Below are 25062 nucleotides of genomic sequence, written 5' to 3'. Positions count from 1 at the left end.
CGCGAATGCCATACCGGCCAGGTACGCCTCGCCACGTCCGCCGAGCGGTTCGTAGGCGAAGGCGGCGAAATCGTCGAGGTACAGGCCCGGCCAGAGTCCGGCCATCTCGTCGTGGCCGATGAGCTCGACCCGGATACCGAGCTCCTGCATCATGGCCACATTCGCGTGCAACGGGCCGATATTGTCCGCGCCCACTCCGACGGCGTATCCGCACTGCTGGAAACCCATATCGTCACCGAAGGTCTCGGCGGCCCGGGTGAAGACATCGACGCCGTACCAGGCCATGGCGGCCAGCGATGGGACACCGTAATGGCAGCGCACGACGCCGCTGGACTTACCGGTCATACCCGAGCAGAGGGTGCCGCGTTCCAGCACCAGAACATCGGTCTCGCCGCGTTCGGCCAGCGACCAGGCGATGGCGAGACCTTCCAATCCTCCGCCGACGATCACATAGCTGTGGGTTTCATGCACCGGCATCCTCACTGCTGTTTCCTGAGATTATTTTTTGTCCTTTGTCATGAAACGGCACGCATATGACGGCACTGTTACGGCACGGTCAGTACCGGATGACTTCGCCGAAGCCCGGATGCCCCCGAAGAGCGAAGGAAGAACAAGATCATCACGAGCGACACCGGCGACGTCGGACAGCGGAGTTAACAGAGAAGTCACCCGCGAACAATCTCCGGCAATGCGAGCCATCGTCTACTGATAGACGAACCGGTCCACTCATGCGATACAGCAGAGGTCCCGGAAGCATACGAAGGCGAGGAAGAAATGACAGAAGCGATCGCCGCGGCCGATACCGCGTGGATACTCGCGGCCTTCACCGCTGTGAGCCTGATGGTGCCCGGACTCGCCATGTTCTACGGCGGTATGGTCAGCATCAAGAACACGCTCAATATGGCCATGATGACCTTCGGCGCATTCGCCGTGGTCGGCGTGCTGTGGATTCTGTTCGGATACTCGGCCGTACTGGGCAACTCCCTGGGCGGCGCCGGACTACTCGGTAACCCGCTGGAATATCTCGGATCCACGGATCTGCTGACCGCCCCCGCCGAGCCCGGACTACCGCCCGCACTGGTCTCCGGTTTCCAGTTGCTGTTCGCGGCGATCACGGTGGCCCTGATCTCCGGCGCGGTAGCCGACCGGATGAAGTTCGGCGCCTGGATGCTGTTCGCCGGCCTGTGGGCGACGGTGGTGTACTTCCCGGTCGCCCACTGGGTTTTCGCCTTCGATTCCGCGGACGGCTCGGTACTCGGCGGCTGGATCGCCAACACCCTGGGCGCTGTCGACTTCGCCGGTGGCACCGCGGTGCACATCAACGCGGGCGTAGCCGCCCTGGCCCTGGTGCTGGTACTCGGCAAACGGGGCGTGTTCCCGCATGCGCCGCGTCCGCACAACCTGCCGCTCACCGCGCTCGGTGCGGGAATCCTGTTCTTCGGCTGGTTCGGGTTCAACGGCGGTTCCGCGCTGGCGGCCGGTAACAGTGCCGCCGTCGTGGTGCTCAATACCGTCGCCGCCGCCTGCGCCGGGGTGTGCGGCTGGCTGATCGTGGAGAAACTGCGGGCCGGTCGCGCGACCTCACTGGGTGCGAGTTCCGGGCTGATCGCGGCGCTCGTCGGTATCACTCCGGCCTGCGGTGCCGTCTCCCCGGTCGGCGCGCTCGTCGTCGGCGCCGCCGCCGGTATGCTCTGCTGCTACGCGGTATCGCTCAAATATCGGTTCGGCGTGGACGATTCACTCGATGTCGTGGGTATCCACCTGGTGGGCGGTGTGCTCGGCACGATCCTCATCGGACTGCTCGCCGATCCCGCCGCACCCAACGGCGTGGCCGGGCTCTTCTACGGCGGCGGTGTCGATGTGCTGTGGCGGCAGATCGTCGCCGTACTGGCCGTACTGGCCTTCACGTTCACGGTCACCTTCGTCCTCGCGAAGATCATCGATATGACCATGGGGCTGCGGGTTCCCGCGGCGAGCGAAGAGGACGGGCTGGACGCGTCGGTACACGGAGAGAGCGCCTACGTGATGGAGGTGGTCACCGTGACCTCGGCACCGGTCGCACCGGCGGAGGCCGTGGCCGCCGCCGAATCGATCACCGCGGGCGCGGCACGGACCGAGATGGCCGATTAGCCGGACGGAGTCGAAGGACCGGCTCCCGGCGGAGCCGGTCCTTTCTCATATCTCCTCGTGGTTGTCCGGATACGCGGTCACCGCGAGAAACCGGATCGGCAGCCGCACCAGATCATTGGGCCCGTGGATGCCCTCACCGTCGAGGAGCAGCGAATCCCCCGGCCGCAGTGTGTATTCCGCGGACCCGTGACCGTAGACCATCACACCCTCGAGCATGTAGATGAGTTCGGTGCCCGCGTGCTGGAAACGCGGGAACACCTCACTGGCGCTGGTCAGCGTCACCAGCACCGGCTCCAGGCGTTTGTGCTGTCCGCGCAGGGAGCCGAGCAGTTCGTAATGATGACCGATCCGGGTGCCGCGGCCCACGATCACCGCACCCTGCCCCGCCGCCACGTACACCGCCTCACGGATGATGTCGGCATCCCGGAACAGCGAGGTCACCGGCACGTCGAGCCCGGCGGCCAGCCGCGCCAGCGTGGACAGGCTGCACGAGGTCTGCGCATTCTCGATCTTGGACAGCATGGCTTTGGAGATGCCGACCTTCACCGCCATCTCACCGACCGACAACCCGCTCGCCTTGCGCAATGCCCGGACCTGGCGCGCGATGGCGGCCTCCAGATCGCCGCCGGTGGGCGGATCGCCGATGACCTCGCGCTGCACCGGCGCCGGGTCGCCGGTATCGCGATGGATCTGTGCGCTCGGGACGGGATCGTCGGTCATCGACCCACTGTAGTCGAATGTTTCCCAGCAGTAGACCCGCAGAGGCACCGATCCCACCCGGAGCACATCCGAAGCGGTGTTCGAACTGCATACTTCCCGTCTGCCACGGGGCAGATCTCTGAGCTACCCGAGCTGCCGGGATCGTCTCAGGAAACGAAACAACGATTCTCGAAACGATCCGTCATGGCGCGATACGAGACCAGGGCGCAGCAGAGACCACCGATATCCCGGCCGAATCACCGGCGAACTGCTGCCAGCAGGATCTCGCGCAGCGGGTTCGGCGCCGCGGATCAGGCTGCTGTGGTGATCGAAGCGGTGTCCTCGGGTTCGGCCAGGGCTTGTTCGCGCAGTGTCCGCAGCGTTTTGGCGAGGATTCGCGATACCTGCATCTGCGAGATATCGAGTCGTTCGGCGATCTGGACCTGGGTCATATTCGCGAAATACCGCCATACCAGGATCTGGCGTTCCCGCTGCGGAAGTTCCGCGATCAGCGGACGCAGCGTCATGGCGTCCTCGAGCAGCCGGTAGCAGGGATCCTCGCCACCGAGCCGGGCCAGCACCGCCGGCGGCGACGTATCGTCGTCCTGGTCGTCGCCGGGGGCGTCCAGCGAATTGCTGGTGTGTGCGTTCCCGGCGATGAGCGCGCGGGTGACATCGGTGAGATCGGCGTCGAGTTCGGTGGCGATCTCACGCGCGGTGGGCATCCGGCCCAGCCGCTGGTACAGGGCTTCGGTGGCCGGGCCGATCCGCAGATGCAGTTCCTTGGTCCCGCGCGGCACCCGTACCGCCCAGGTGTGATCGCGGAAGTGACGACGCACCTCACCCATGATGGTGGGGATGGCGAAGGACAGGAACGAACTGCCCCGGGACCCGTCGAAGCGATCCACTGCCTGCACCAGGCCGAGACGGGAGATCTGGAGCAGATCATCGAACGATTCGCCACGGCCGGCGAATCGCCGCGCGATATGTTCGGCCAGCGGTAGGCAGCGGTGCACGATGCGCTCACGCACGACCCGGCGGCGCGGATCCGCGGGCGCCAGCTCGGCGAGTTCGGCGAACAGCGGTTCGATGTTGTCGTAGCTGTCACCGCCGGCCGGCGCACGGCCGGGCCGGTCTTCCGGGCGATGGTCGGTAATGGCTTCGGTCGTGTCGTTCACCGGAGGCTCCTCGGGCTTTCCCAATCGTCTCTTGGACATCGAGTACCCGCATCGCGCGGTAATCGAAACGTAATCTGAAAAACTCGCGAGTGCGAATCCCGCGGTGGCTGTTCAGGGCACCATCGCCCGACCGCACCCGGACATCACCACCGCCGGTCACCGCGCCGGTGGCGCGACCGTGGTCGTGCAGAAACCCGGACACCCACCCGTCGTCGGCGCCACCTCCGCCGGATCGTTGCCGAAATCCGCGGTGCTCACCAGAATCATCACCAGGATCGCGCCCCCGACCACCAGACCGAAGATGAGCAGGGTGGGCCACAACCAGGTACGCATCGGCTGCTCCTCGGCGACCGGAACCACGGGCATCGCGGTACCCGCGGGATTGATCGCGTCCTCGGGATCGACCGGGCTCGCCGGATCGAGCGGGTCCGCCGGGTTGAACGGGCTCACCGAACCGGGCGGGGCACCCTCGTCTTCGGCCTTCACAAACCACCTCCAGTGGGTCTCGTAGGCCGGTTACCCCGAAATCGGCCGCATTCACGACCGAACCCCACGCGAGGATCGGTCGCCCCACTGGCGCGCCCGGCTACGACGAGATGTAGATACTCCAGTCCGGGAAGCCCCACCGCCCGTTGCGCTCGCCGTGCTCGATACCGCCGCCGTAGGTCCCCCGGCAGCCGATACCGTTCCAGAGCTTGACCTTCCGGTCCGTGAGGTTGCGGACCGACGCGCGGCCGGTGACCCCCACGGCACTCAGATCGATACAGCCGCTGGGATTGTCGAGGACCTTCTCCACCCGGCTCCCGTCGACCGTCCACCGCAGCGCGACACGTCCGGTCGCGGCGTGCGCGGTATTGCCCACGGCCGACGTCATCACCAGCGCGAACACCACCGAACCCAGAGCCATCACAGAACGACGCATGCAAGAACCTTCCTGACAGGGAGGACACCACACTCGTAACCCGATCGGGCGCCGACCATTACAGTCGAGCCGCCGTGCCGCCCGGGGCCGACGCGCCGGTACCGACACCGGAAAATGCTCGCTCGCTGCACCTTCGGGCCGGAAGACCGTATGCGCCCCCGCCGCTTTCGCACCCCTGCAGCGCCCTGACCAGCAGGTACAGTCGGATCGGCCGCCGGTTCGGCGATATCGCCGGGACCGCCCGGGTTCGCCACGAGGCAACCACCCTTACCAGCCGGCGCCCGAATCCCGGCCGCCGCGAGCGCCTCGGGCACGGTGGTTCCTCAGAGGCTCCTCACGGTGGCCATACCGATACCCCACCTCGGCCAGGCAAGGATCCCCACCGATTCGCCGGCGTCACCCCGCACGCTCGACGAGCAGCACGCCGGAGTCGATATCCTCGCGCCGGCCACAACGCCACGGCCGATCCCGCGCATCGCATCGCCGTCCGCGGACCCCTCTTCCCGCCGGCCGGTACGGCCGAGGACAGGAGTGCCGATCCGGCACCGGAACCGATGCTGCGCGGACGGATGCCGTGGGTGCTCGAGCCGACCGGTTCGGGCACCCACGGCGTGCGGTCGGCCCCGCAATTCCCCACACACCCCTCAACACGCAACTATTGGTTGCGCGTTCCCCCGTCGAGCGCTACCGTGATACGCAACCGAAAGTTGCACATAGGAGGAAGCGTATGGAGTACGGCAGTATCGAACGCGAGATCCATGTGGAGGCTGCCCCCGAGGTCGTCTTCGAAGTGGTCAGCCGGCCCGAGCACATCGCGCAGTGGTGGACCGACGATGCCGGTTTCGACCCGGTACCCGGCGCGACCGGCGAATTCGTGTGGGGCGACCGCAAACAGGTCGCGCCGATGTCGGTCGTGGACGTCGATCCGCCTCGCCTGTTCTCGTTCCGCTGGTGCTACCCGGGCGATACGGTCGACGATTCCGGGGCGTCGCTGCTGGTCACCTTCGAACTCAGCCCCGCGGGAACCGGAACACGGATCCGGCTCACCGAGACCGGTTTCCGGGAATTGGGCTGGGCCGAGGCGAAGGCCCGGCAGGAGCACCGCGAGCACATCGAGGGCTGGGACTTCTACCTGCCCCGGCTCGGCGAATACATCACCCGGCTGGTCTCCGCCCCGTGACCACCGCAGTCGACGACGAACTGTGGTCCGCGATCGGCGATCCGACCCGTCGCCGCATGCTCGACTTGCTGCTCGCCGAGGGCGACGGCACCGCCACCGGTCTCAGCGAGCGACTACCCGTCACCCGTCAGGCGGTCGCGAAACATCTCGGGGTACTCGACCGCGCCGGTCTGGTCCACGCCGCATCCGCCGGCCGGGAACGCAGATACCGAGTGGACGAGGACCGGCTGGCCCGGGCGGTCGCACAGCTGTCGTCGGTCGGGGCGGCCTGGGATGCCCGATTGCGCCGGATCAAGAGCATCGCCGAAACGATCCAGCAGACGCGGGAGCAGCAGCGCGGTCGGTGAATTGCTTCCCGTCGATCGGTATCGCCCGCCCGCGGCACCGACCGCCTGCGGAAATTCTCGCCCGCGGCGCCGGTTCAGCGCGACCGGCGCCGCGCCCGCTCCAGTTCGACCGTTGCCGCCCGGACAGCGTCCCGGGCGGCCCGGTCGGCGTGGCGGGCGAACCGGTGCTGCCCTTCGACCGCGGTGAGCTCGGCGCGCAATTCGGCCAACCGGGTCTCGGTCGCCGCGATACGGTCGGCGGCTCGGCGCGCCTGCTGTTCGGCGGCTGCGAGAGCTTCGTGCGCGGCTGTTACCGCCGCGGCTGCCCGCTCCTGTTCACGTAGTCGGCGCGCTTCGGCCCGCACTTCGCGTCCCTCCCGGACCGTCGCGGCCCCGGCCGGGCGTTTCGTCCTGCGTGACGGAGTTGGACGGGCCGGTTCCGGCCCCTCCCGGACCACGGTGAGATCCGGCTCCACCGGGCCGAAACCCGCGTAATTCTCGGCGGCGGCCAGCGTTCCGGTACGGACCCGCTCGGCGACTTCCGAATCTGCCAGGGCCGCGGTCAGCGTTTCGCTCACCTGCCGCAGTACCCCTGCCGAGACCGGCCGGCCCTGCTCGGCGGCCACCGCACCCGCCCGTCCGGCCAGCGCCTCCACCACCTGCCGCCGCTGCCCGGTGAGTTCCCGTAATCGTTCCCCGGACAGCTGCCGCTGCGCTGTGCGCAGGTCGGCGCCGAGCCGGAGCAGGGCGTCCACCTCGCCGGGCGCGGCGCGCACCAGCGTATTCACCGCCCACGCTGCCACCGTGGGTTTACGCAGCGCGGTGATCGCCGCCGCCAGGTCCCGGTCACCGGACGCGGCGGCCGCCCTCGCGCGGGTATCGCGCGCGGCGACGAAATCCCCGGGTGCCAGCCCATACAGGTCGGCGGCCACCTCGCCCAGGCTCATACCGCCCGAGCCTAGAGGCTGTGTCCGCGGCGAACCAGGACCCGGCGGACCGGCGCTGTCCGGCGGGTTCGCGGCGCGCCGCCACGCCACCGCGATCTCGGCGCGCGGCGGCCGATTGCGATCAGCGTGGTTCGATGGGTTATCCACCGATCGCGGCAGTCGTAGGTTCGACGGGATATACCGCGACATCGAGAGTTTCGGTGTCGCCGATCGCTGTACTCGACGGAGGGATACCGATGACCGCGCCCCTGCAGTTCTCCGCGTTCGTCATGAACACCACCTCCCATATCCTGCACGGCGCCTGGCGGCTGCCCGAAGCGCGCCAGACCGAGTTCAACTCGCTCGAACACTGGGTTTCACTGGCGCGGACGCTGGAAGCGGGCGTATTCGACTACATCTTCTTCGCCGATGTGGTCGGGCTGTACGGCGACTATCGCGGTTCCTGGCGCAAATTCGTCGACAGCGGGCTGCAGATTCCCAGTAACGATCCCACCGTGCTCGCGTCGGCACTCGCCTACGCCACCGAACATCTGGGCATCGTGCTCACCAGCTCGATCCTGCAATCGCATCCGTTCGACTTCGCGCGCAAGATCTCCACACTCGATCACGCCAGCAACGGCCGGATCGGCTGGAACATTGTCACCAGCCTCTCCGAGAACGCCTGGCGTAATTTCGGTTTCGACGAGATCACCGCGCACGACGAACGGTACCGGTGGGCCGATGAATACGTCGATGTCGTCTACAAGCTGTGGGAGGGTTCATGGGACGACGGCGCGCTGGTCCAGGACCGGGAATCGGGTATCCACGCCGAGTTCGGCAAAGTACACAAGATCGAGCACGACGGGAAGCGCTACCGGGTGGAGGGGCCGCATCTGGTGGCGCCCTCACCGCAGCGCACACCACTGCTGTTCCAGGCCGGCTCCTCACCCGCCGGGCGGGGGTTCGCCGCCCGTAACGCCGAGGGCCAGTTCATCGTCTCCCCCACGCCCGCGGCCGCGAGATCGCTCATCGACGACACCCGGCGGCTGGTCGCCGCGACCGGCCGCGACCCGCACGATCTGAAGTTCTTCCAGGGGCTGTCCTTCGTCATCGGCAGTACCGAGGCCGAAGCCCGGCGCAAGGCCGCCGAACTCGACGAAGTGATCGACCCGAACACGATCATCGCGCACGCGGCCGGTGGGCTCGGCCACGATCTGGGCTTCTACGATCTGGACACCCCGATCGGCGATATCGAGACCGAGGGCACCCGCAGCACCCTGGCCTGGTTGCACCAGGCAGTTCCGGACCGCGAGCCGACAGTGGGCGATCTCGCCAGGTTGCGCAGCCGCTACGGCCGGATAGTCGGTACCCCCGAGCAGATCGCCGACCAGCTCGAGGTGTGGCGCGCCGCCGGTATCGACGGCGTCAATGTCACCAACGCGACCATCCCCGGCAGCTATATCGAGTTCATCGATCATGTGCTGCCGGTACTGCGGACCCGCGGCCTGGCGAAGACCGAATATGCCGCGGGCACCTCCCGCCGCAAAGCGACCGGCCGTGACCTGCTGCCCGAATCGCATCCCGCGGCGGCTTACCGGGGCGCATTCGGCCGAGGCTGATCGGCGGCCCGGCAGCGGTCTCGATCACGCGTCGCGTCCGCAGGTCGCGGCGGCGCCCCCGGTTCGGCTGAGGAAACTGAGGAGATGGGCGCGCCCACCACCGAGCTCCCGGCCGCGCAACGGCACCGCAGGTTGTTGCGCAGTGGTGTGTGGTCGGCCTATCTGCTCGCGCTCGTCGTGGTCACTGTGCTCTTCGGTCCACCGGCCCAGCGGATCTATCAGGCGCTGTGGATCATCATGGGCATCGCGGCGTTCACACCGGACCGTCCGTGGCGCGACCAGGTACGTATTCTCGTCGACTGGGTGCCGCTGATCGCCGCGCTGGTGGTCTACGACCACAGCCGCGGCATCGCCGGCGACCTCGGGATGCCGATCCGGGTCCGGGAGCCCGCAGTGGTGGAAAGCGGCCTCTTCGGGGGCACCGTCCCGACGGTCTGGCTCCAGGAAAACCTCGCCGAAGACGGCGGGCGGCCCTGGTGGACCGTACTCACCGGACTCGTGTACACCAGCCATTTCCTGGTGCCGTGGCTGCTCGCCGCGATCTTCTATATCCAGTCGCGGGAACGCTGGTCGAGATATATGCGCCGGATCCTGCTGCTGTCCTATCTCGGCCTGCTGACCTATGTGCTGATCCCGGCCGCACCGCCCTGGTATGCCGCCCGCGCCGGCGTGATCGAGGCCGAGATCCACCGGAGCACCGGTTTCGGGTTCCGGCTGTACTCGGTCGATATCGGCGCGGACTGGCTGGCCGCGCACAGTAATCCGGTCGCCGCGATCCCGTCCCTGCACTCCGCTTTCGCACTCCTGGTCTCGGTGGCGTTGTGGCCGCTGGTCCGGCACTGGTGGTGGCGGGTCCTGCTGGTCACCTTCCCGATCGCGATGGGGTTCACGCTCGTCTACGGAGGCGAGCACTATGTGATCGATGTGCTGCTGGGCTGGGTGTATGTCGGATCGGCGATTCTGCTGGCCAGGATGTGGGAGCGCCGCCGCATACCCGCCGCGTCCCGGCCGGCGACCGCGTCCGGGGTCCGCGGGGCGATCGGCGGCGAGTAGCTGATCGCCGTCGCTACCGACCGGCCCAGGGACCGAGCAGCAGGGCACACGCCCGGCGGATATCGGCCACGGCCTGCTCCGTACTCAGCTGGCCCGCCGTCGCCCAGGTGAGAATGCCGTACGCGCACTGTTCGGCCAGCCGGGCCAGCTGCAGATCCGCCGCGTCCGGTTCGCCGATACCGGCGGCGGCGATGATCCGGTCGCGCATAGTGGTATCGATCGTCACCGTTCCGGCCGACCGGACCGCATTGGCCGAGACCAGCATGGCCCGGCCCAGCAGCGGCCGCCGCAGCAGGCCGGTGACCGCGGACTCCATGAGGTCGGCGACCGCGCCCACCGGATCGTCCGGCGTCTGCGCCTCGAGGGGTAGATCGGCGACGGCCGATTCCAGGAGACCCGAGTACAGGTGGTGTTTGGACGGGTAGTAGCGGTACAGCGTGCCCAGCGCGACCCCCGCCGCCGCGGCGATATCGGACATCTGGACCCGTTCGAGGCCCTCTTCGGCACCGAGCCGGGCGGCCTCACGCAGGATCGCGCGGCGCCGGGCCTGCTGGGTGCTGGTGGTCGCTCGGCCCGGCTCCCGGGGTTCGGCAATCCGTGGCACTGTGTACCTCCGATCGTAAAATTAGAATTCACTCTAGTATTTCCGCGGCGCCGGTTGTAGAACTGGGTGTGGCCGGACCGCGGACCCGAACGGAGACACAGCTATGACCCACCTCGATCCTGTGCGCTACGGCCCCTGGGCGGTGATCACCGGCGGCTCCGAAGGTGTGGGCCGATCGTTCGCCCTACAGCTCGCCGAATCCGGATTCCACCTGCTCCTGGCGGCCCGGCGGCCCGGCCCGCTGTCCGATACCGCCGAGCAGTGCCGGGCCCTGGGCGCCGAGGTGCGCACCCTGACCACCGACCTCGCCCGTCCGGACGCGGCGACCGAAGTACTCGACGCGGTATCCGATGTCGAGGTCGGACTGCTGGTGCACAACGCCGGCGCCAATACCCACAGCGCCGATTTCCTCGACGGCGACCTCACCGCGTTCCAGCACGTCATCGATCTCAACATCACCACGCCGCTGGCCCTGGCGCACGGATTCGGCAATCCGATGCGCGAGCGGCGGCGCGGCGGCATCCTGCTGGTGGGCTCGCTGGCCGGATATCTGGGGTCGCGGCGGCATACCGTCTACGGCGGTGTGAAGGCGTTCGGGCGAATCTTCGCCGAGAGTCTCTGGCTCGAACTGCGCGAGCACGGCGTGGATATCCTCGAACTCGTGCTCGGAGTGACCCGGACACCTGCCATGGAGAAGGTCGGTCTCGACTTCGACATCCCCGGTATGCCCGTATCCGAACCCCCCGAAGTGGCCGCCGAGGGTCTCGCCGCATTGGGCCGGGGTCCGGTCCATATCGTCGGCGCCCACGAACATCTGGCGGTCCGGCGCAGCGATCCCGATCGCGCGGCGGCGGTACTGGGGGCCGACCGGATGATGCGCCGCCTCATCGGTGCCACCGAGGAACAGCACCGGTGAGAGTCGGGCTGTCCACCCCGATCGTCGTCCGGGTGCCGGGTGTCGCCTCGCCGTGGGAGGCCGGCGGCGGTGCCGCCGAACTCGCCCGGATCGCCGAAACCGCCGATGCGCTCGGCTTCGACCATCTGACCTGCTCCGAGCACACCGCGATACCCGTGGCCGCGGCCGCTGCCCGCGGGTCGACCTACTGGGATCCGCTGGCGACACTGTCCTATCTGGCGGCCCGCACCACCCGGATCCGCTTGGCGACCTCGGTCCTCGTACTGGGATACCACCATCCGCTGGCACTCGCGAAGAGCTACGGCACGCTGGACCGGCTCAGCGGCGGCCGGGTCGTACTGGGGGTGGGCGTCGGATCGCTGGAAGCCGAATTCGCTTTGCTGGACGCGCAATGGGCCGAGCGGGGCGCCGCCGCCGACCGCGCGCTCACCGAGTTGCGCGCTGCCTGGGGCCGGCGCGAGGTCGGCGATTTCGTCATCGATCCGCCCGCGACCTCGACCGTCGCGCCCCTCTGGGTCGGCGGCCGCACCCGGCGTTCCCTGCGCCGGGCCGTGACCCTGGGCACCGGCTGGGTCCCGTTCGGCCTGTCCGCGGACGCGCTGGCCGGGCATCTGGCCGCGGTCGTCCCACCACCCGGTTTCGAAGTGGTGCTGAATCCGGGCCGTGCGCTGGACCCACTCGGCGACCCCGGCGATACGCGGCGACGGCTCACCGGATTACGCGATATCGGTGCCACCGTCGCCTGCTGCGCCCTGCGAGCCACCGATATCGACCACTACTGCGATCAGCTCGCGGCCCTGAGCACAGTGGCCGCCCCGCTCTGAGCGCTACCACGGAAAGGACCACCATGGACGAGGATCGACTGGCACGCCTCGAGGAACGCCTGCGTCGGCTCGAGGACGAAGTGGAGATCACCCGGCTGCTCGCCTCGTACGGCCCCTTCGTCGACGCCGGAGCCGCGGCGGAGGTGGCGAACCTGTGGACCGAGGACGGTGAATACGATGTCGAGGGCTGGCATATGCGCAGTCGCGCGGATGTCCACGCGATGGTGGAATCGACGGCACACCGCTCGCTGATCGATACAGGTTGCGCGCATTTCCTCGGCCCGGCCCGGGTCGTGGTCGACGGCGACGAAGCGACCGCGGTCTGTGAATCGCTGCTGGTTCGCCGGTACGACGACGGCTACCGGGTGTGGCGGGCGGGGGCGAACAGTTTCCGGCTCGTTCGCACCTCACCGGGCTGGCGGATCACCCGCCGCGTCACCCGCACCTTCGACGGCGGCGCCGAGGCCCGGGATCTGTTGCTCACGAACGTCTCCCGTACGAACAGCTGAACGCCACCGGGCCCCGGGGCGGCGACCCGGGTCCCGATAGCCCGGTTCAGCCGGCGGCGACGGCCGCCCGGGCAGCCGGAGTCAGCGAGGCCGGGCCCAGTCCCAGATGGTCGCGCAGGGTGTTTCCGGTGTACTCGGTGCGGAACAGCCCGCGACGCTGGAGTTCGGGTACCACGAAATCGACGAAATCGTTGAATGTGCCCGGCGCCTGGGCGGCGGAGAGGATATAGCCGTCCGCCTCGCCGCCGGTGAACCCGGCCTCGATCTGATCGGCGATCTGCTCCGCGGTCCCGACGAACTGCGGCAGCAGCACACCCTGGGCGTACAGCTTGCCGATATCGCGCAGCGTCAGGTTCTCGGTGGCGCTGAGCCGGCGGGCCACGTCGAACAGTCCCTGGGTCCCCGGTACGACGAGCTCCTCGACCGGAGCGTCGAGGTCGTAGCGGGAGAAATCGTGATCGGTGTGCACCGACAGCGTGATGAGCCCGGAGATCGGATCCGCGAGTTCGTTGTGGAAGGCCTGCTTCTCCCGCGCGATCGCCTCGGTCTCACCGACGAACGGCACGAACGACGGGAAGATCTTGATGTCCTCGGGATCGCGGCCGAAGTTCACCGCCCGCGATTTCACATCGTCGTAGTAGGCACGACGACCTTCGGGTGTCGGATCGATCTCGAAGATCGCCTCCGCCCAGCGCGCCGCGAAATCCTTGCCCACCGGCGACGAACCGGCCTGGATGAGCACCGGGCGGTGCTGCGGCGAACGCGGAACGGTCAGCGGGCCGCGGGTCCGGAACCAGGTGCCCTCGTGATCGACGGTCCGTACCTTGTCCGGATCGGCGAAAACGCCGGAGACCTTGTCCCGCACCAGGGCGTCGTTGTCCCAGCTGCCCCACAGTTTGTAGGCGACCTCGAGGAACTCCTGGGCCCGTTCGTAGCGCTCGTCGTGCCCCAGATGATCCTGGGCTCCGAAATTCTGCGCCTCGGCCTGGTTCAGGGAGGTCACCACATTCCAGCCCGCCCGGCCGCCGGACAGATGGTCGAGCGTGGCGAAGATCCGGGCCACCTCGTAGGGATGGAAATACGTGGTGGACTTGGTGATCGCCAGTCCGATCCGATCGGTCACATTCGCCAGACCGGCCGCGACCAGCGACGGATCAAGAGTCGCCGACGCCTGGGTGCCGCTCTGCAGCGGAACCCGGATATCGTTGCCGTACCGGACCGGGGTCGCCAGCAGATCGGCGAAGAACAGGAAATCGAACTTGCCCCGTTCGAGTGTCCGCGCGACCCGCCGATAGTAGTCGGGCCCCAGATAATCGGTCTCCGACGCGGGATGACGCCACGCCGCATGCGAATGAGTGACATGCGAGGCGATCAGAAACCCCGCCAGATGGAGTTCACGCGACATGGTCGGCTCCTCGGTCGCCCGGACCGGAGGTGGCCGGAAATGGGTGCGCCGCCGAACCGATCGCCGACAACGCGTGCTGCGGATTTGCTGTCACAGCGACGAGTCTGGGCGGCCCGCCCGGCGCCGTCACCGATTGCGCTCGAGCTGATGCTGAGAGAAAGGCTCCGCGGTATCGGCGCCGTCGGCGTGCAGGAGCCGGGCCAGTATCTCCGTACGAGGAGAAGCGATCAGCTCGACCGGCGCCCCGGTCTCCGCGATCGTCGCCCGGTCGAGTACCGCGATACGGTCGCAGCGAGCCAACCGGCCGCGCAGGTCGTGACTGATCGATACCAGTGTCGCGCCGGTGCGCTCGCGATAGTCGTCGAGCCGGTCGAGGATCCGCCGGGCAGTGGGTTCGTCCAGCGCGGTGGTCACCTCGTCGCAGAGCAGTACCCGCGGCCGGGCGAGCAGCGCCCGGGCCAGTGCGGCGCGCTGCAGTTGTCCCCCGGAGAGACCGGCCGGTGGCCTGGTTGCCTGGTGTTCGTCGATTCCCAGTCCGGCCAGTAGATCCGCCGCGGCAGTGCGCGCCGCGCCGCGGGTCATCCCGCACAACCCGGTACCGGTGGCGGCGACCTGCGCCAGCACGCTGCGGCGGGAATCGAACGAGGCGGCCGATTCCTGCCATACGTACTGGATATCGGCGATCCGGCGGCGCGACCTGCGCCGCAGCTCCGGTAGCCGCTCACCCCAGGCCACGATCTCACCGGCGTCCGGGCGGGTGAGTCCGGCGATACACCGGGCGAGTGTCGTCTTGCCGGCCCCCGATACCCCGACCAGCCCGAGATGTTCCCCCGGGTACAGCTCGAGGTCGAGACGGTCGAGGACCGGTCGGCCGTGGTGACGCACGGTGAGCTCGCGAATCCGCAGTGCCGGTTCGGTCGCCGGCGCCGCAGGCAGGCGCGGCAGCGCCGCGGCGGTGTCGGCGGAACCGGCCGGGACGAGCTGCCCGCCGCGGACGAACAGAATGCGGTCCGCGATCCGCTCGACCGCGAACGAATCGTGGGTGATCAGCACAACCGCGGTGCCCGCGGCCCGCAGCCCGAGCAACCCCTCCAGCAGCGTGGCGCGGGCGAGGGCGTCCAGACCGACCGTCGGTTCGTCGACCACCAGGACATCGGGCCGGCCCGCCAGGACCTGTGCCAGCGCCAGCCGGGCCCGCTCGCCGCCGGAGAATTCGAACGGGTACCTGCGCAGCGCCCCGGTCAGTTCGCGGTCACCGAGTTCGAAGGCCGCGGCGGCGAGTGCCTCGGCGATCCGGGCCCGCCGCTCGTCCGGCCGCAGCCGCCCGACCCCCGCCCGCCGATGGTGCAGGGCCACCAGCTCACCCAGCGCCGCACCGATCCGCCGCGCCGGATTGAGCGTCGACGCCGCGTGCTGCGGTAGATACCCGACCCGGACCCCCGGGCCGTAGCGGATCTCACCGGACAGTTCGATTCCGGGCTCCGCCGCGCCCGCCACGGCAGTGGCGATGGTCGTCTTACCGGCGCCCGAGGGCCCGAACAGGGCGAGGATCTCGCCGGGCGCGAGATCGAATCCGATATCGCGCAGGATCACCGCGCCGTTCGTCCTGGCGCCCAGACCGCGCACCGCGATCGCGCTACGGCCGGACATACCGACCCCCGCCGCGCAGATTCGCGGCCGCGACCGCCCGGGGATCGGCGAGCAGATCGTCGACCAGGAGATTCGTACCGACCACCAGCAGCACTATCAGCGCCCCGGGCAACAGCACCGCCCACGGCGCGATCAGCAGGGCGTCCTTGTTGGCCGCGACCGATACCGCCCAATCGGTGGACGTGGTGTCGAAACCCAGTCCGAGGAAATTGGCGGAGGCGAGGAAATAGATCGCGGCGGTGAAGCGGACGCCGAAATCCGCGGCGATCGGCCGCGCCATCTCCTGCACCGCATAGCGCCCGTAGCGGAAGGTCCGGCTCTGCCCCTGCATCCGCAGCGCGTCCATCACCGGCCCGTACACGACACCGGAGGCCGCCGCCCGGACGAACCGCGTGATCGGGGCCAGCAGGGCCAGCCCGATCGCGCCGGCGATCGCCACCGCCGACCCCTGGGTGCGTACCGCGGCGACCATGATGATCAGCAGCGACGGCACGCACAGCAGCACATCGACCGGCCGCATCAGTAGTTCGTCGAGCCAGACCCGCGGGGCGGCGGCCGCGGCCACCCCGAGCAGGAATCCCACGGCATAGGCGCCCAGGACGGTCAGCAGACCGGTCAGCAGAAAACCGTGCCCGCCGGTGAGCGCCGCCGCCAGCACATCGCGGCCGAGCCGGTCGGTCCCCAGTGGCGACCACTGCGACGGTCCGAACGGGGCCGCGCGACCGGCCGGGGCGGAGCGGGCGAGCAGCGGACCGGCCAGCGCGAACAGCAGGGGTATCGCCACGAGTACCGAGTACAGCCACCGTCGCGGATTCATCGCCGCTGCTCCGCCGCGGCCTGCGGATTCATCCGGTAGCCCGCGATATCGATCAGGGTGTTGACGACGACGGCGAACGCTCCGGTGACCGCCACGATCGCCAGGATCACCGGATCGTCCCGATTGGCGATGGCACCGACCAGCTCCGAGGCGATACCGGGTACCGCGAAAACCGCTTCCACGATCAGCACCCCCGAGAGGAGCCCGTCACCGGTCCGCCCGAGTTCCTGCATCGCCGGAGCCAGGGCGTTGGGCGCGATATGCCGGACCAGCAGCGCTACCCGGCCTACTCCGGCGCGGCGAGCCTGTGCGATATACGGCCGATCCAGCACATCGATGACTCCGGCCCGGACGAGACGCACCAGCGGGGCCGCCACCCGTGCCACGGTGACGAGTACCGGGAGCACCAGGTATTCGGGCCGGTCCAGCAGGGTGCCCGGATCGACCCCCAGGAATGTCGCGGGGAGCAGTTCGAGGTGGATCGACAGGAACGTCACCAGCAGGACGGCGAAGACGAAATCGGGGATCGAATCGAAGCCGATGCTGACCGAGGTGATCACCCGGTCGCACGTCGAGCCGGGCCGCGTACCCGCCGCGAAACCCGCGGTCACCGCGATCGGTACGAGCAGGATCAGCGCCACGCCGGCGAGCAGTCCGGTGACCAGGAACGGACCCGCTATCACGGCGCCGACCTGCTCACCGCTCGCATAGGAGGTGCCCAGATCCCCGTGTACCACCCGGCCGATCCAGTCGAGGAATCTGGTCACCGGCGAGATATCGAGCCCGAGCAGCTGACGAGCGGTCTGCTGCTGTGCCTCGCTCAGGATGGTGTTGTTCTGGATATCGGCGGCGTCTCCGGGCAGCAGCAGCGACAACACGAACACCAGGACGAGCAGTACCACCAGCTGGCCGGCGCCGAACCCGGCCCGGCGCAGCACCAACCGGGCGAAGAGCCGCGAATCCCCGGCCACCGGGCCGCTACCGGATCCCGACCACGACGCGATCGTCGCCGTACTGCCAGACCGTACCGGCCTCCGCGAAACCTGTTTCGCGCAGAAAGGCCGTGTAATCGCCGGCGGTGGGCCGGTCGGTGACGGTGTGCTCGAACCCGCCGTCGCGCTGCCGCACCAGTTCGGCGAGTTCGGGTGCCGCGCCGACCGCCGCCCACCATGCCGACCAGTCCTCCGCCGCGGCGGTACCCACCCGCTCGCCCCGTCGCGCGGTCAACGCCCGGCCGAGCCGGTCGAGTCGTGGCCCGTCCGGCCCTTCGTACAGGTGGTCGCCGTCGACGAAGAGTCCGCCCGGGGGCAGCGCCCGGGCGCACGTCTCGATCAGCGCGCGCAGTGGCGACCGGTTCATCCAATGCAGTGCGGTGGTACTCACGAACGCGTCGGGTGCCCGCTCCAGGTCGAGTGCCGCGAACCAGCCGGGCTCGCGCAGATCAGCGAAGACGGTTCGGAAGCGCGTCGACCCGTAGACGGTCTCGGCCAGTGCCAGCAGCAGCGGATCGGCGTCCACCCCGACGACGGTGGCCCCGGGGAGCCGGGTGAGCAACCGGTCCGACAGTGTTCCGGGGCCGACGCCCAGATCGACGATCAGCGGATCGGGCCGGCCGAGCAGTTCGGTCAGCACATCGCCGATCACGTCGAACCGGGCTTCGCGGTCGGGCAGGTAATGCTCCTGCTGGCGATCCCAGCGCTCGACCCAGTAGCGGGCCCGCGCCGCGTCCAGCCGCACCGGGGTCATCGCGGCGCCACCGCGTCGAAACGGGCCCAATCGTGCGAATTGGGTACCGCGGCCGGTAGCTGCTGGAAGGTGTCCCGCGCCGCGCTGTTCCAGTGGGTGGTGCCGAAGAACACGAAACCTCCTCGATCGTGCAATATTTCGTGCATATCGCGGTAGAGCGCCGCGCGGCGGTCCGGATCCGCGGTGCCCTGTGCGGTGGTGTAGAGCGCGTCGAACCGCGGGTCGGACCATTTGGTGCGGTTCTGCGGCGAATCGGTCAGCAGCCGCGAGGCGAAATGGTTGGGGATCGGGAGCGGTCCGGATTGGCCCATCGTGAGATGACCGGTCCGCAGCGCGTCGGTGTAGTAGCTGTCCTTGGCACCGAGCACCACGTTCACCTTCACCCCGCACGCGGCGGCCTGATCGGCGAACAATCGCGCGGCTTCCACGAATCCGTACGCGACCGGAGCGGTGAACAGATCGAAGGTCAGGTCCCGGACGCCCGCGCGCCGCAGCAGCCTGCCCACCTCGTCGGGATCGTATTCGTGCTGCGGCAGGTCGGCGTAGTACTGAAAGCCCTTGCCGAAGACGTCGTCGGAGACCTCCGCCTGACCCTCGAGCGCCACTTTCACCAGTTCCGCCCGGTCCACCATCCGCATGACGGCGCGGCGTACATCCGGATGGTCGAACGGCGGTCGATCGGTCTTCATGGCGAAGAAATAGATTCCGCTGCCGGGTGTGGACACCAGCGTGACACCGGATCCGCCCGCCAGGGTGCGCGCCGCCGACGGGGTGAGATTGTCGGCGTAATCGATCTCGCCGCTACGTACCGCGTTCACCCGGGCGTCCGCCTCGGCACTGACGATCCGCAACTGCGCGATACCCGGCGCACCGTCCCAGTAGTGCTCGTTGCGGTGCGCGGTGAACTGCCGCCCGGCCTCGAAGGAGTCGAAGACGAAGGGGCCGGTGCCGACCGGCCGGGTGAAATCGGCGGCACCGTCCTGGACGATCTTGGTGCCGTATACCGACAGCGCGATGAGGAATTCGAAGGTCGGCCGCTTCAGCACTATCTCGACGGTCCGGTCGTCGACCGCGCGGCTGGCGGCCAGGTCCACCTGATCCAGTGAGGTCGCGGCGATGAACGGCCGCTGCTGCGCGGGCCCCAGCACCCGCGCGAAGGTGTACAGCACATCGCGTGCGGTGAATTTCTTCCCGTCGTGCCAGGCCGCGTCCCGTAGCGCGATCCGCCACCGGGTGCCGGTCGGGTCGGGTTCCGCCGATTCCGCCAGGCGCGGGATCGGTGTCATCGAACCGTCCACTTCGAACAGGCCGTCGTAGACGGCCTTCATCCGTGCCTCGTCGATGAAGAGCGTGTTGATTCCGGGATCGATACCCTCCCCCGCGCCGGAGCCCTGGAAAGCGGCGGTGAAAGTACCGGTATCGGTGGCGGATCCGCGGCCGCATCCGGCGGCCAGCGCTCCCGCGGCCAGCGCACTTCCGATCAGGAACGATCGGCGGCTCGACCCCGATGGTGCACAACGCATATCCGACTCCCGTCGCGTCAGGCAATTTCACGCGACGAAGACATGCGAAACGGGCCACGACTCGGAGCGGCTCGTTCGGCGCATCGATCAATACCCACGTGATCATGTCCGTTCCTGGTTCATCCGCAGGTATCTGGCTGCGGCTCTGTACAAGCCACACAGTTGCGGGACAGCGCCGGATTCACACCGGACTTCCCTACGGACATCCGATACATTACTCGAGCACCGGCGGGGTGACCATCGACTCATCGTCGCGACGTCCGTCTCGGCAGGTGACGGGCGGTACGGGTGCGATGGGCGAACGTACAGCATGTGATCCAGGCCGCGACCGTTCAACGTTTGCCACCGGGTACCACGGGTAGTCATCCAAGGAAATGCTCTCGCGTGGTCCGTTCCTCACCAGGACGGTTCGGGAGGGGGCGGCGCAGCGGGCAACAGGTGGCTAGGAGAGTCGGGTGTCGGTAGTTCTCGTGCTTCAGGCACGCGGTCTCGGTGATCTGCTCACCGCGGTCCCGGCATTACGTGCGCTGCGCCGGGCCCGTCGCAACGACCACCTGGTACTGGCCGCCCCGCATCACCTGCGTCCCATCGTCGATGTGATCGCCTGCGTGGACGAGATCGTCCCGCTGGCCGATCCCGAGGGGTTGCGCTGGGACGGCCCCCCGCCGAAGCTGGCGGTGAATCTGCACGGCGCCGGTGCCGCCCCGATCGTGCAACTCGGCAAGACCGGCGCCGAACGTATCCTCACCTACCAGGATCCGGCGTTTCCGGAGATCCCGGCACCGGCCTGGCAGCCCGAGCACCATCCGATCGACCGCTGGTGTCATCTGCTCGAATTCGACGGGATCGGCGCGGACCGGCGCAATCTGGGATTGGTGCCCCCGGTGGCCACCACCAACCATCGCGACAGTGTGGTCGTGCACGTCGGCGCCGGCGCCCCGGCCCGGCGCTGGCCGGCCGATCGGTTCGCGGCGGTGATCCGGCATCTGCTGGTGCTGGGCCACGAGGTGGTGGTAACCGGCGACGAGTACGACCGGGAGAACGCCTTGGGGATCGCGGCACGCGCCGGACTGTCCGGTCACCGGGTGCTGGCCGGCACCCAGAACCTCATCGAACTGTCGGCGACCGTGGCCGAGGCCTCCGTCGTCCTGTGCGGCGATACCGGCGTCGCGCATCTGGCCACTGCCTTCGGCACCCGAACCGTCCAGTTGTTCGGTCCCACCGCACCGGAGCAGAGCGGACCGCCGCGCCATCTGCTGAACCGGCACGAAGTGCTGTGGGCGGGGCGTACCGGCGACCGGTACGCCGCCACTCTCGACCCCGGGCTGCTGCAGATCGGCCCCGGCGAGGTGATCGCGGCGCTGGACCGGCAGCTGGGTAAACGTCGCGGCGAAGCGAGCGTGACCGGCGCCGCCTACCGCCGCGTCGGCTGACGGCCGGTCCGCGCGGTCATGCCTGTTCACTGGCATCGCTGAGCGCCGCGGCATAGGCGGCCAGCGCACTCTGCCAGAATTGATCGAGATAGTCGCGGGCATCGCCGAGACCCCGCGGGTCCAAGGAATAGAGGCGGCGGTTGCCGATCGGCCGCACCATCACCAGCCGCGCTTCCCGCAGGACCCGCAGATGCTGCGAAACCGCCGAGCTACTGATTCCGACCTGCGCCGCGAGCTCTCCCACCGAGCGCGGCCCGGCGGGCAGCGCTTCGAATATCGCGCGCCTGGTGGGGTCGGCCAGGGCGATCAGCGGCGCAACTCTGTTAGCGACCACTGAAATAGTATCGATCTTCTGGCACACTCCGGTCAAATCTAGATCAATGTCTCATTTGCGCAGCTCGTCGGCCGATATTTCCACTTTCGTTATCGTTCGGTAATACGCGACCTGGGCTTATATGATCTCGTGACTGTTGCCACAAGATTGCCGGTTCGGCGTGTCGGCCCCCTAGCTTGTAACCATGCCCGTGACCCTTCCGTTACCTTTCCGTAAGCTCACGGTGCCGCCGATCGGCCGTCGCCACCTCACGACGCAGGTCGTCGCCACCTCGACAGCCCTCTGCGCCGGTTTCGCCCTGTTCGCCGCAGGCGCCGATTCCGGTAACGAACAGATCACCCCGGTGGCCGCCACCTCCGAGGCCCCGGCCGGCCAGGCCGACCGGGCACCCGCGGAGCGGCCCGCCGTCTCGCACAACCCCGCCGCGTGGGATCCCCATCAGGCCGCCCAGCCGGCCCCGATATCGTTCCCGTTCTTCGAGCCGCCGCGGCCCGCCACCGTATACCCGGCCGACGGCCCCGTGTCCTCGGGCTTCGGGGCACGCTGGGGCACCGCCCACAACGGCATCGACTTCGCCGCCAATATGGGCACACCGATCAGGACGGTCACCGACGGCGTCGTGATCGAGGCCGGCCCCGCCACCGGGTTCGGACTGTGGGTCCGGGTCCAGCAGGACGACGGCAGCGTCGGCGTGTACGGCCATATGCAGGACATCCTGGTGTCGGTCGGCCAGCAGGTTCGCGCCGGTGACGTGATCGCCACTGTCGGCAGCCGCGGCCAGTCCACCGGACCGCACCTGCACTACGAGGTCCACCAGCCCGGTATCGGCCCGGTCGACCCGGCGCCCTATCTCGCCGGGCGCGGTATCGATCTGGGCGCCATCCCCGACTGACCCTTACCCCCGACCCATCCGACGGTACCCGGCATACCGGGGTACCGGCCGCATCCAGTCCCGTAGCGGGACGCGGCGGCCGGATCTCCGTTCCTACCGTCGATCCATGCCCGCACTGCTCTCCCCCGGCGTACCGGCCCACTCCGGACGCCCCACGACTTCCGATCCACGTCGGGTGATCGGACGCCTGCACCGGCCTTTGCTGCTCAGTTCCGCGGCAATGGCCGGTCTGGTGGTTTTCGGCCTGATCGCGATGGCCGTGGACGATCGCGTTCTGCTCGGTGAATCGGTTTGGCTCAAACCGGTCAAGTTCGGACTGGCGTTCCTGCTGTACTCGCTGACGCTGGCGTGGCTGCTGTCGTTACCGCACCGCGGCCGACGCTTCACCTGGTGGCTCGGTGTCGTGTTCTCCGTCACCGCGTTCGTCGATGTGGGATTCATCGTGATGCAGGCCGCACGCGGTACCTTCAGCCATTTCAACACCGAAACCGATGCTTTCAACGAGATCGGGCAAAAAGTGTTCGCCTCCGGCGTACCCGGACTCTTCCTCGCGAATCTGTTGATCGCCGTGATCGTTTCGATACGTCCGGGCGCGGATCGCCCGACGGTCTGGGCGATTCGCGGCGGACTGGCGATGGCGGTGGTCTCGATGGCACTGGGCTACCTCATGGGATTCACCGGCACCCAGCTCACCCGGACCACGGACGGCCGGGTGGTCGAGCTGGCGGCGGGACACACTGTCGTCGACGCCGGAACCCGACAGGCTGTCGGCGCACCGGACGCGGTGACGGGGATGCCGATCACCCACTGGAGCACGCTGGGCGGAGATCTGCGCATCCCGCATTTCGTCGGATTGCACGGAATCCAGGTGGTGCTCGCCGCAGCGGTATTGCTGGCGTGGTGCGCGGCGCGCCACCCGCGGCTGCGCCCGGTACGTACCCGCAGCCGCTTGATCGGGGTGGTGATCCTGGGCTGGGGCGGCCTGCAGGCGATCACGTTCTGGCAGGCGATGCGCGGACAATCGATCGCGCACCCCGATACCGCCACCCTGCTCGCCGTTCTCGGCCTGGGTGTACTGGTCGCGGTACTCACCGCGGCCACCCTGGCAGCCCGGCTCGAGCCCACCGCGCACCCGGTCCGAGAGCGCGATTCAGCCCAGGTCAGCGCAACCGTTCCGCGTCCCGGGCGAGTTCGACCAGAACCGCGCTGAGCCGCGCGAGCTCGTCCTGATCGGCGCCCTCGTCGACGGCCGTCGCCACATCCTCGGCGGCACAGCGCGCCGCGAACCAGCGGTCGGCCAGCGCGGTGGCCTCCGCCGCACTGAGCACGACCGAATCGGCGGGGATGCCAGTGCCCTTCACATTGTTGCGATGTTCATAGGCACGCTGACGACAGGACTGGCGGCAGTAGCGGCGCCGCCGCCCTGCTTCCGAATCCACGATCTCCCGACCACACCACAGGCACGACTCCAACCGGCGCGACATGACCCGACACCCTAATAGGCACTCTCGCAGCGGCACACACCGCACGCCGCGCAGAGGCGGTTCGCCGAACCCCGTACAATTACAAGGCTCTCCCGAACTGGGAACGGAACGACCCTCACGAACGTTGACATGAACAGGGCGCACGGCCTGGACCGGTACGAATCCTCGATTCGTGGCACAGCGAACGGCCCGCGCAGTGACCCGAACGGTCGGCGGACGACAACGGCCGGCGAAACGCGACCCACGAGGAAGCGGTAGCAGATCAACAGGGGTCAACCCACCGGTTCGCGCCCCGGCACGGGTTCCGGTGCCCGCGCAGCGGATACACCACAGGTGTTTCCGCTCCGGAACACCGGAGCCCACGGCCGGGAACTGCGAGCCCGCGCGCGACAACGCGTGACAACACAGAGAGGACCTGTACAGATGGCAGATCGCGTACTCCGGGGCAGCCGGCTCGGAGCGGTGAGCTACGAAACCGACCGCGACCATGATCTGGCACCCCGCCGGATCGCCCGGTACCGGACCGACAATGGTGAAGAGTTCGACGTCCCGTTCGCCGACGACGCCGAGATCCCGCCGACCTGGTTGTGCCGCAACGGCCAGGAAGGTGTGCTGCTCGAAGGCACCACGCAGGAGGCGAAGAAGGTGAAGCCGCCGCGCACACACTGGGACATGCTGCTGGAGCGGCGGAGCAAAGAGGAGCTCGAGGAATTGCTCAAGGAGCGGCTGGAACTGCTCAAGACCCGTCGCCGGGGCTGAGCTGCCGGTAGTTCACCGACACAGAAAGGCCGTGCCCGGACGTGCTGCCGGAGTGGCTACCGGGCAACAACAGGGGATGCGGCTTCATCAACGCCTTCGCCGAGCTGCCCGAACCGGATCATCCGGGCCGGCA

Annotated in this window: 27 protein-coding genes and 1 riboswitch; of the genes, 12 read left to right on the top strand and 15 right to left on the bottom strand. The window is 68.5% G+C overall.

Annotation, left to right across the window (positions count from 1 at the left end; genetic code table 11):
• A partial coding sequence (locus ACWEWT_RS35815) for an NAD(P)/FAD-dependent oxidoreductase (protein ID WP_452565343.1) occupies positions 1-477 on the bottom strand: 477 nt, incomplete at its 3' end.
• Positions 478-774: 297 nt separating this feature from the next.
• Here ACWEWT_RS35815 and ACWEWT_RS35810 point away from each other — a divergent pair.
• On the top strand, positions 775-2130 hold the full coding sequence (locus ACWEWT_RS35810) for an ammonium transporter (protein WP_452565342.1): 1356 nt from the start codon (positions 775-777) through the stop codon (positions 2128-2130).
• 45 nt (positions 2131-2175) lie between these two features.
• On the opposite strand, the gene ACWEWT_RS35805 is transcribed toward ACWEWT_RS35810, so the two are convergent.
• From ACWEWT_RS35805 to ACWEWT_RS35790, 4 genes are all read right to left on the bottom strand, one after another.
• Entirely contained in the window at positions 2176-2850 is a 675-nt protein-coding gene (locus tag ACWEWT_RS35805) for a helix-turn-helix domain-containing protein (protein WP_452565341.1), read from the bottom strand.
• 290 nt (positions 2851-3140) lie between these two features.
• Positions 3141-4007 carry an RNA polymerase sigma factor SigF gene (locus ACWEWT_RS35800; protein WP_452565340.1) on the bottom strand — a complete coding sequence of 289 codons (867 nt, stop codon included), beginning with the start codon at positions 4005-4007 and terminating at the stop codon, positions 3141-3143.
• A 156-nt stretch (positions 4008-4163) separates the two neighbouring features.
• On the bottom strand, positions 4164-4493 hold the full coding sequence (locus tag ACWEWT_RS35795) for a hypothetical protein (protein WP_452565339.1): 330 nt from the start codon (positions 4491-4493) through the stop codon (positions 4164-4166).
• Positions 4494-4593: 100 nt separating this feature from the next.
• The gene (locus tag ACWEWT_RS35790) at positions 4594-4929 is read right to left on the bottom strand and encodes a hypothetical protein (RefSeq protein WP_452565338.1); all 336 of its coding nucleotides are present in this window, start codon (positions 4927-4929) and stop codon (positions 4594-4596) included.
• 727 nt (positions 4930-5656) lie between these two features.
• Between ACWEWT_RS35790 and ACWEWT_RS35785 the strand changes: the two genes are divergently transcribed.
• Positions 5657-6109: an SRPBCC domain-containing protein gene (locus ACWEWT_RS35785; RefSeq protein WP_452565337.1), complete on the top strand. Its 453-nt coding sequence runs from the start codon at positions 5657-5659 to the stop codon at positions 6107-6109.
• Positions 6106-6456: an ArsR/SmtB family transcription factor gene (locus ACWEWT_RS35780; protein WP_452565336.1), complete on the top strand. Its 351-nt coding sequence runs from the start codon at positions 6106-6108 to the stop codon at positions 6454-6456. The genes ACWEWT_RS35785 and ACWEWT_RS35780 overlap by 4 nt, the downstream gene beginning before the upstream one ends.
• 74 nt (positions 6457-6530) lie before the next feature.
• Here the strand turns inward: ACWEWT_RS35780 and ACWEWT_RS35775 are convergent, their stop codons facing one another.
• A complete protein-coding gene (locus ACWEWT_RS35775; RefSeq protein ID WP_452565335.1) occupies positions 6531-7382 on the bottom strand; it encodes a hypothetical protein in 852 nt (283 codons plus the stop codon).
• A 236-nt stretch (positions 7383-7618) separates the two neighbouring features.
• On the opposite strand from ACWEWT_RS35775, the gene ACWEWT_RS35770 reads away from it, so the two are divergent.
• Positions 7619-8980 carry an LLM class flavin-dependent oxidoreductase gene (locus ACWEWT_RS35770; protein WP_452565334.1) on the top strand — a complete coding sequence of 454 codons (1362 nt, stop codon included), beginning with the start codon at positions 7619-7621 and terminating at the stop codon, positions 8978-8980.
• A gap of 84 nt (positions 8981-9064) precedes the next feature.
• On the top strand, positions 9065-10033 hold the full coding sequence (locus tag ACWEWT_RS35765; protein ID WP_452565333.1) for a phosphatase PAP2 family protein: 969 nt from the start codon (positions 9065-9067) through the stop codon (positions 10031-10033).
• A 13-nt stretch (positions 10034-10046) separates the two neighbouring features.
• On the opposite strand, the gene ACWEWT_RS35760 is transcribed toward ACWEWT_RS35765, so the two are convergent.
• Complete coding sequence (locus tag ACWEWT_RS35760; RefSeq protein ID WP_452565332.1) at positions 10047-10637, bottom strand: TetR family transcriptional regulator; 591 nt, start codon at positions 10635-10637, stop codon at positions 10047-10049.
• Positions 10638-10740: 103 nt separating this feature from the next.
• Between ACWEWT_RS35760 and ACWEWT_RS35755 the strand changes: the two genes are divergently transcribed.
• The 3 genes from ACWEWT_RS35755 to ACWEWT_RS35745 are packed head-to-tail and all read left to right on the top strand — an operon-like array spanning position 10741 to position 12886.
• Entirely contained in the window at positions 10741-11553 is an 813-nt protein-coding gene (locus ACWEWT_RS35755; protein WP_452565331.1) for an SDR family NAD(P)-dependent oxidoreductase, read from the top strand.
• Positions 11550-12377, top strand: coding sequence for a TIGR03619 family F420-dependent LLM class oxidoreductase (locus ACWEWT_RS35750; RefSeq protein ID WP_452565330.1), 828 nt, complete (start codon positions 11550-11552; stop codon positions 12375-12377). The genes ACWEWT_RS35755 and ACWEWT_RS35750 overlap by 4 nt, the downstream gene beginning before the upstream one ends.
• Before the next feature lie 23 nt (positions 12378-12400).
• Complete coding sequence (locus ACWEWT_RS35745; RefSeq protein WP_452565329.1) at positions 12401-12886, top strand: nuclear transport factor 2 family protein; 486 nt, start codon at positions 12401-12403, stop codon at positions 12884-12886.
• 46 nt (positions 12887-12932) lie between these two features.
• Here ACWEWT_RS35745 and ACWEWT_RS35740 read toward each other — a convergent pair whose 3' ends face one another.
• The 6 genes from ACWEWT_RS35740 to ACWEWT_RS35715 form a co-directional block, all read right to left on the bottom strand.
• A complete protein-coding gene (locus ACWEWT_RS35740; RefSeq protein WP_452565328.1) occupies positions 12933-14291 on the bottom strand; it encodes an LLM class flavin-dependent oxidoreductase in 1359 nt (452 codons plus the stop codon).
• Between the two features lie 126 nt (positions 14292-14417).
• Positions 14418-15941: an ABC transporter ATP-binding protein gene (locus ACWEWT_RS35735; protein WP_452565327.1), complete on the bottom strand. Its 1524-nt coding sequence runs from the start codon at positions 15939-15941 to the stop codon at positions 14418-14420.
• Positions 15928-16758 carry an ABC transporter permease gene (locus tag ACWEWT_RS35730; protein ID WP_452565326.1) on the bottom strand — a complete coding sequence of 277 codons (831 nt, stop codon included), beginning with the start codon at positions 16756-16758 and terminating at the stop codon, positions 15928-15930. The genes ACWEWT_RS35735 and ACWEWT_RS35730 overlap by 14 nt, the downstream gene beginning before the upstream one ends.
• Entirely contained in the window at positions 16755-17729 is a 975-nt protein-coding gene (locus ACWEWT_RS35725; RefSeq protein ID WP_452565325.1) for an ABC transporter permease, read from the bottom strand. The genes ACWEWT_RS35730 and ACWEWT_RS35725 overlap by 4 nt, the downstream gene beginning before the upstream one ends.
• A gap of 7 nt (positions 17730-17736) precedes the next feature.
• Positions 17737-18504: a class I SAM-dependent methyltransferase gene (locus ACWEWT_RS35720; RefSeq protein ID WP_452565324.1), complete on the bottom strand. Its 768-nt coding sequence runs from the start codon at positions 18502-18504 to the stop codon at positions 17737-17739.
• A complete protein-coding gene (locus ACWEWT_RS35715; protein ID WP_452565323.1) occupies positions 18501-20027 on the bottom strand; it encodes an ABC transporter substrate-binding protein in 1527 nt (508 codons plus the stop codon). Before ACWEWT_RS35715 ends, ACWEWT_RS35720 begins: the two co-directional genes overlap by 4 nt.
• Positions 20028-20134: 107 nt before the next feature.
• Positions 20135-20250, bottom strand: a riboswitch (cobalamin riboswitch).
• A 232-nt stretch (positions 20251-20482) separates the two neighbouring features.
• On the opposite strand from ACWEWT_RS35715, the gene ACWEWT_RS35710 reads away from it, so the two are divergent.
• Complete coding sequence (locus ACWEWT_RS35710) at positions 20483-21460, top strand: glycosyltransferase family 9 protein (protein ID WP_452565322.1); 978 nt, start codon at positions 20483-20485, stop codon at positions 21458-21460.
• Positions 21461-21476: 16 nt separating this feature from the next.
• Here the strand turns inward: ACWEWT_RS35710 and ACWEWT_RS35705 are convergent, their stop codons facing one another.
• Positions 21477-21794 carry an ArsR/SmtB family transcription factor gene (locus tag ACWEWT_RS35705; protein WP_452565321.1) on the bottom strand — a complete coding sequence of 106 codons (318 nt, stop codon included), beginning with the start codon at positions 21792-21794 and terminating at the stop codon, positions 21477-21479.
• A gap of 184 nt (positions 21795-21978) precedes the next feature.
• Between ACWEWT_RS35705 and ACWEWT_RS35700 the strand changes: the two genes are divergently transcribed.
• Positions 21979-22686 carry a M23 family metallopeptidase gene (locus ACWEWT_RS35700; protein ID WP_452565320.1) on the top strand — a complete coding sequence of 236 codons (708 nt, stop codon included), beginning with the start codon at positions 21979-21981 and terminating at the stop codon, positions 22684-22686.
• A 106-nt stretch (positions 22687-22792) separates the two neighbouring features.
• Positions 22793-23896 (top strand): hypothetical protein, encoded by a 1104-nt coding sequence (locus ACWEWT_RS35695; protein ID WP_452565319.1) that lies wholly within the window; start codon positions 22793-22795, stop codon positions 23894-23896.
• Here ACWEWT_RS35695 and ACWEWT_RS35690 read toward each other — a convergent pair.
• A complete protein-coding gene (locus ACWEWT_RS35690) occupies positions 23847-24170 on the bottom strand; it encodes a hypothetical protein (RefSeq protein ID WP_452565318.1) in 324 nt (107 codons plus the stop codon). The genes ACWEWT_RS35695 and ACWEWT_RS35690 overlap by 50 nt on opposite strands.
• A 423-nt stretch (positions 24171-24593) precedes the next feature.
• Here ACWEWT_RS35690 and ACWEWT_RS35685 point away from each other — a divergent pair, with 423 nt between their 5' ends.
• On the top strand, positions 24594-24929 hold the full coding sequence (locus ACWEWT_RS35685; protein ID WP_058855637.1) for an RNA polymerase-binding protein RbpA: 336 nt from the start codon (positions 24594-24596) through the stop codon (positions 24927-24929).
• Positions 24930-25062: the final 133 nt, after the last annotated feature.

The organism is Nocardia sp. NPDC003963 (assembly GCF_053605105.1).
This window is presented reverse-complemented; position numbering and strand designations above follow the sequence as displayed.

Excerpts from the sequence above, each read along its gene's own strand:
- ACWEWT_RS35770 (WP_452565334.1), top strand. The coding sequence starts at position 7,619 with ATGACCGCGCCCCTGCAGTTCTCCGCGTTCGTCATGAACACCACCTCC.
- ACWEWT_RS35765 (WP_452565333.1), top strand. The coding sequence starts at position 9,065 with ATGGGCGCGCCCACCACCGAGCTCCCGGCCGCGCAACGGCACCGCAGG.
- ACWEWT_RS35755 (WP_452565331.1), top strand. The coding sequence starts at position 10,741 with ATGACCCACCTCGATCCTGTGCGCTACGGCCCCTGGGCGGTGATCACC.
- ACWEWT_RS35690 (WP_452565318.1), bottom strand. The coding sequence starts at position 24,170 with ATGTCGCGCCGGTTGGAGTCGTGCCTGTGGTGTGGTCGGGAGATCGTG.
- ACWEWT_RS35810 (WP_452565342.1), top strand. The coding sequence starts at position 775 with ATGACAGAAGCGATCGCCGCGGCCGATACCGCGTGGATACTCGCGGCC.
- ACWEWT_RS35805 (WP_452565341.1), bottom strand. The coding sequence starts at position 2,850 with ATGACCGACGATCCCGTCCCGAGCGCACAGATCCATCGCGATACCGGC.
- ACWEWT_RS35700 (WP_452565320.1), top strand. The coding sequence starts at position 21,979 with ATGCCCGTGACCCTTCCGTTACCTTTCCGTAAGCTCACGGTGCCGCCG.
- ACWEWT_RS35735 (WP_452565327.1), bottom strand. The coding sequence starts at position 15,941 with ATGTCCGGCCGTAGCGCGATCGCGGTGCGCGGTCTGGGCGCCAGGACG.
- ACWEWT_RS35730 (WP_452565326.1), bottom strand. The coding sequence starts at position 16,758 with ATGAATCCGCGACGGTGGCTGTACTCGGTACTCGTGGCGATACCCCTG.
- ACWEWT_RS35740 (WP_452565328.1), bottom strand. The coding sequence starts at position 14,291 with ATGTCGCGTGAACTCCATCTGGCGGGGTTTCTGATCGCCTCGCATGTC.
- ACWEWT_RS35715 (WP_452565323.1), bottom strand. The coding sequence starts at position 20,027 with ATGCGTTGTGCACCATCGGGGTCGAGCCGCCGATCGTTCCTGATCGGA.
- ACWEWT_RS35745 (WP_452565329.1), top strand. The coding sequence starts at position 12,401 with ATGGACGAGGATCGACTGGCACGCCTCGAGGAACGCCTGCGTCGGCTC.
- ACWEWT_RS35695 (WP_452565319.1), top strand. The coding sequence starts at position 22,793 with ATGCCCGCACTGCTCTCCCCCGGCGTACCGGCCCACTCCGGACGCCCC.
- ACWEWT_RS35720 (WP_452565324.1), bottom strand. The coding sequence starts at position 18,504 with ATGACCCCGGTGCGGCTGGACGCGGCGCGGGCCCGCTACTGGGTCGAG.
- ACWEWT_RS35775 (WP_452565335.1), bottom strand. The coding sequence starts at position 7,382 with ATGAGCCTGGGCGAGGTGGCCGCCGACCTGTATGGGCTGGCACCCGGG.
- ACWEWT_RS35790 (WP_452565338.1), bottom strand. The coding sequence starts at position 4,929 with ATGCGTCGTTCTGTGATGGCTCTGGGTTCGGTGGTGTTCGCGCTGGTG.
- ACWEWT_RS35785 (WP_452565337.1), top strand. The coding sequence starts at position 5,657 with ATGGAGTACGGCAGTATCGAACGCGAGATCCATGTGGAGGCTGCCCCC.
- ACWEWT_RS35685 (WP_058855637.1), top strand. The coding sequence starts at position 24,594 with ATGGCAGATCGCGTACTCCGGGGCAGCCGGCTCGGAGCGGTGAGCTAC.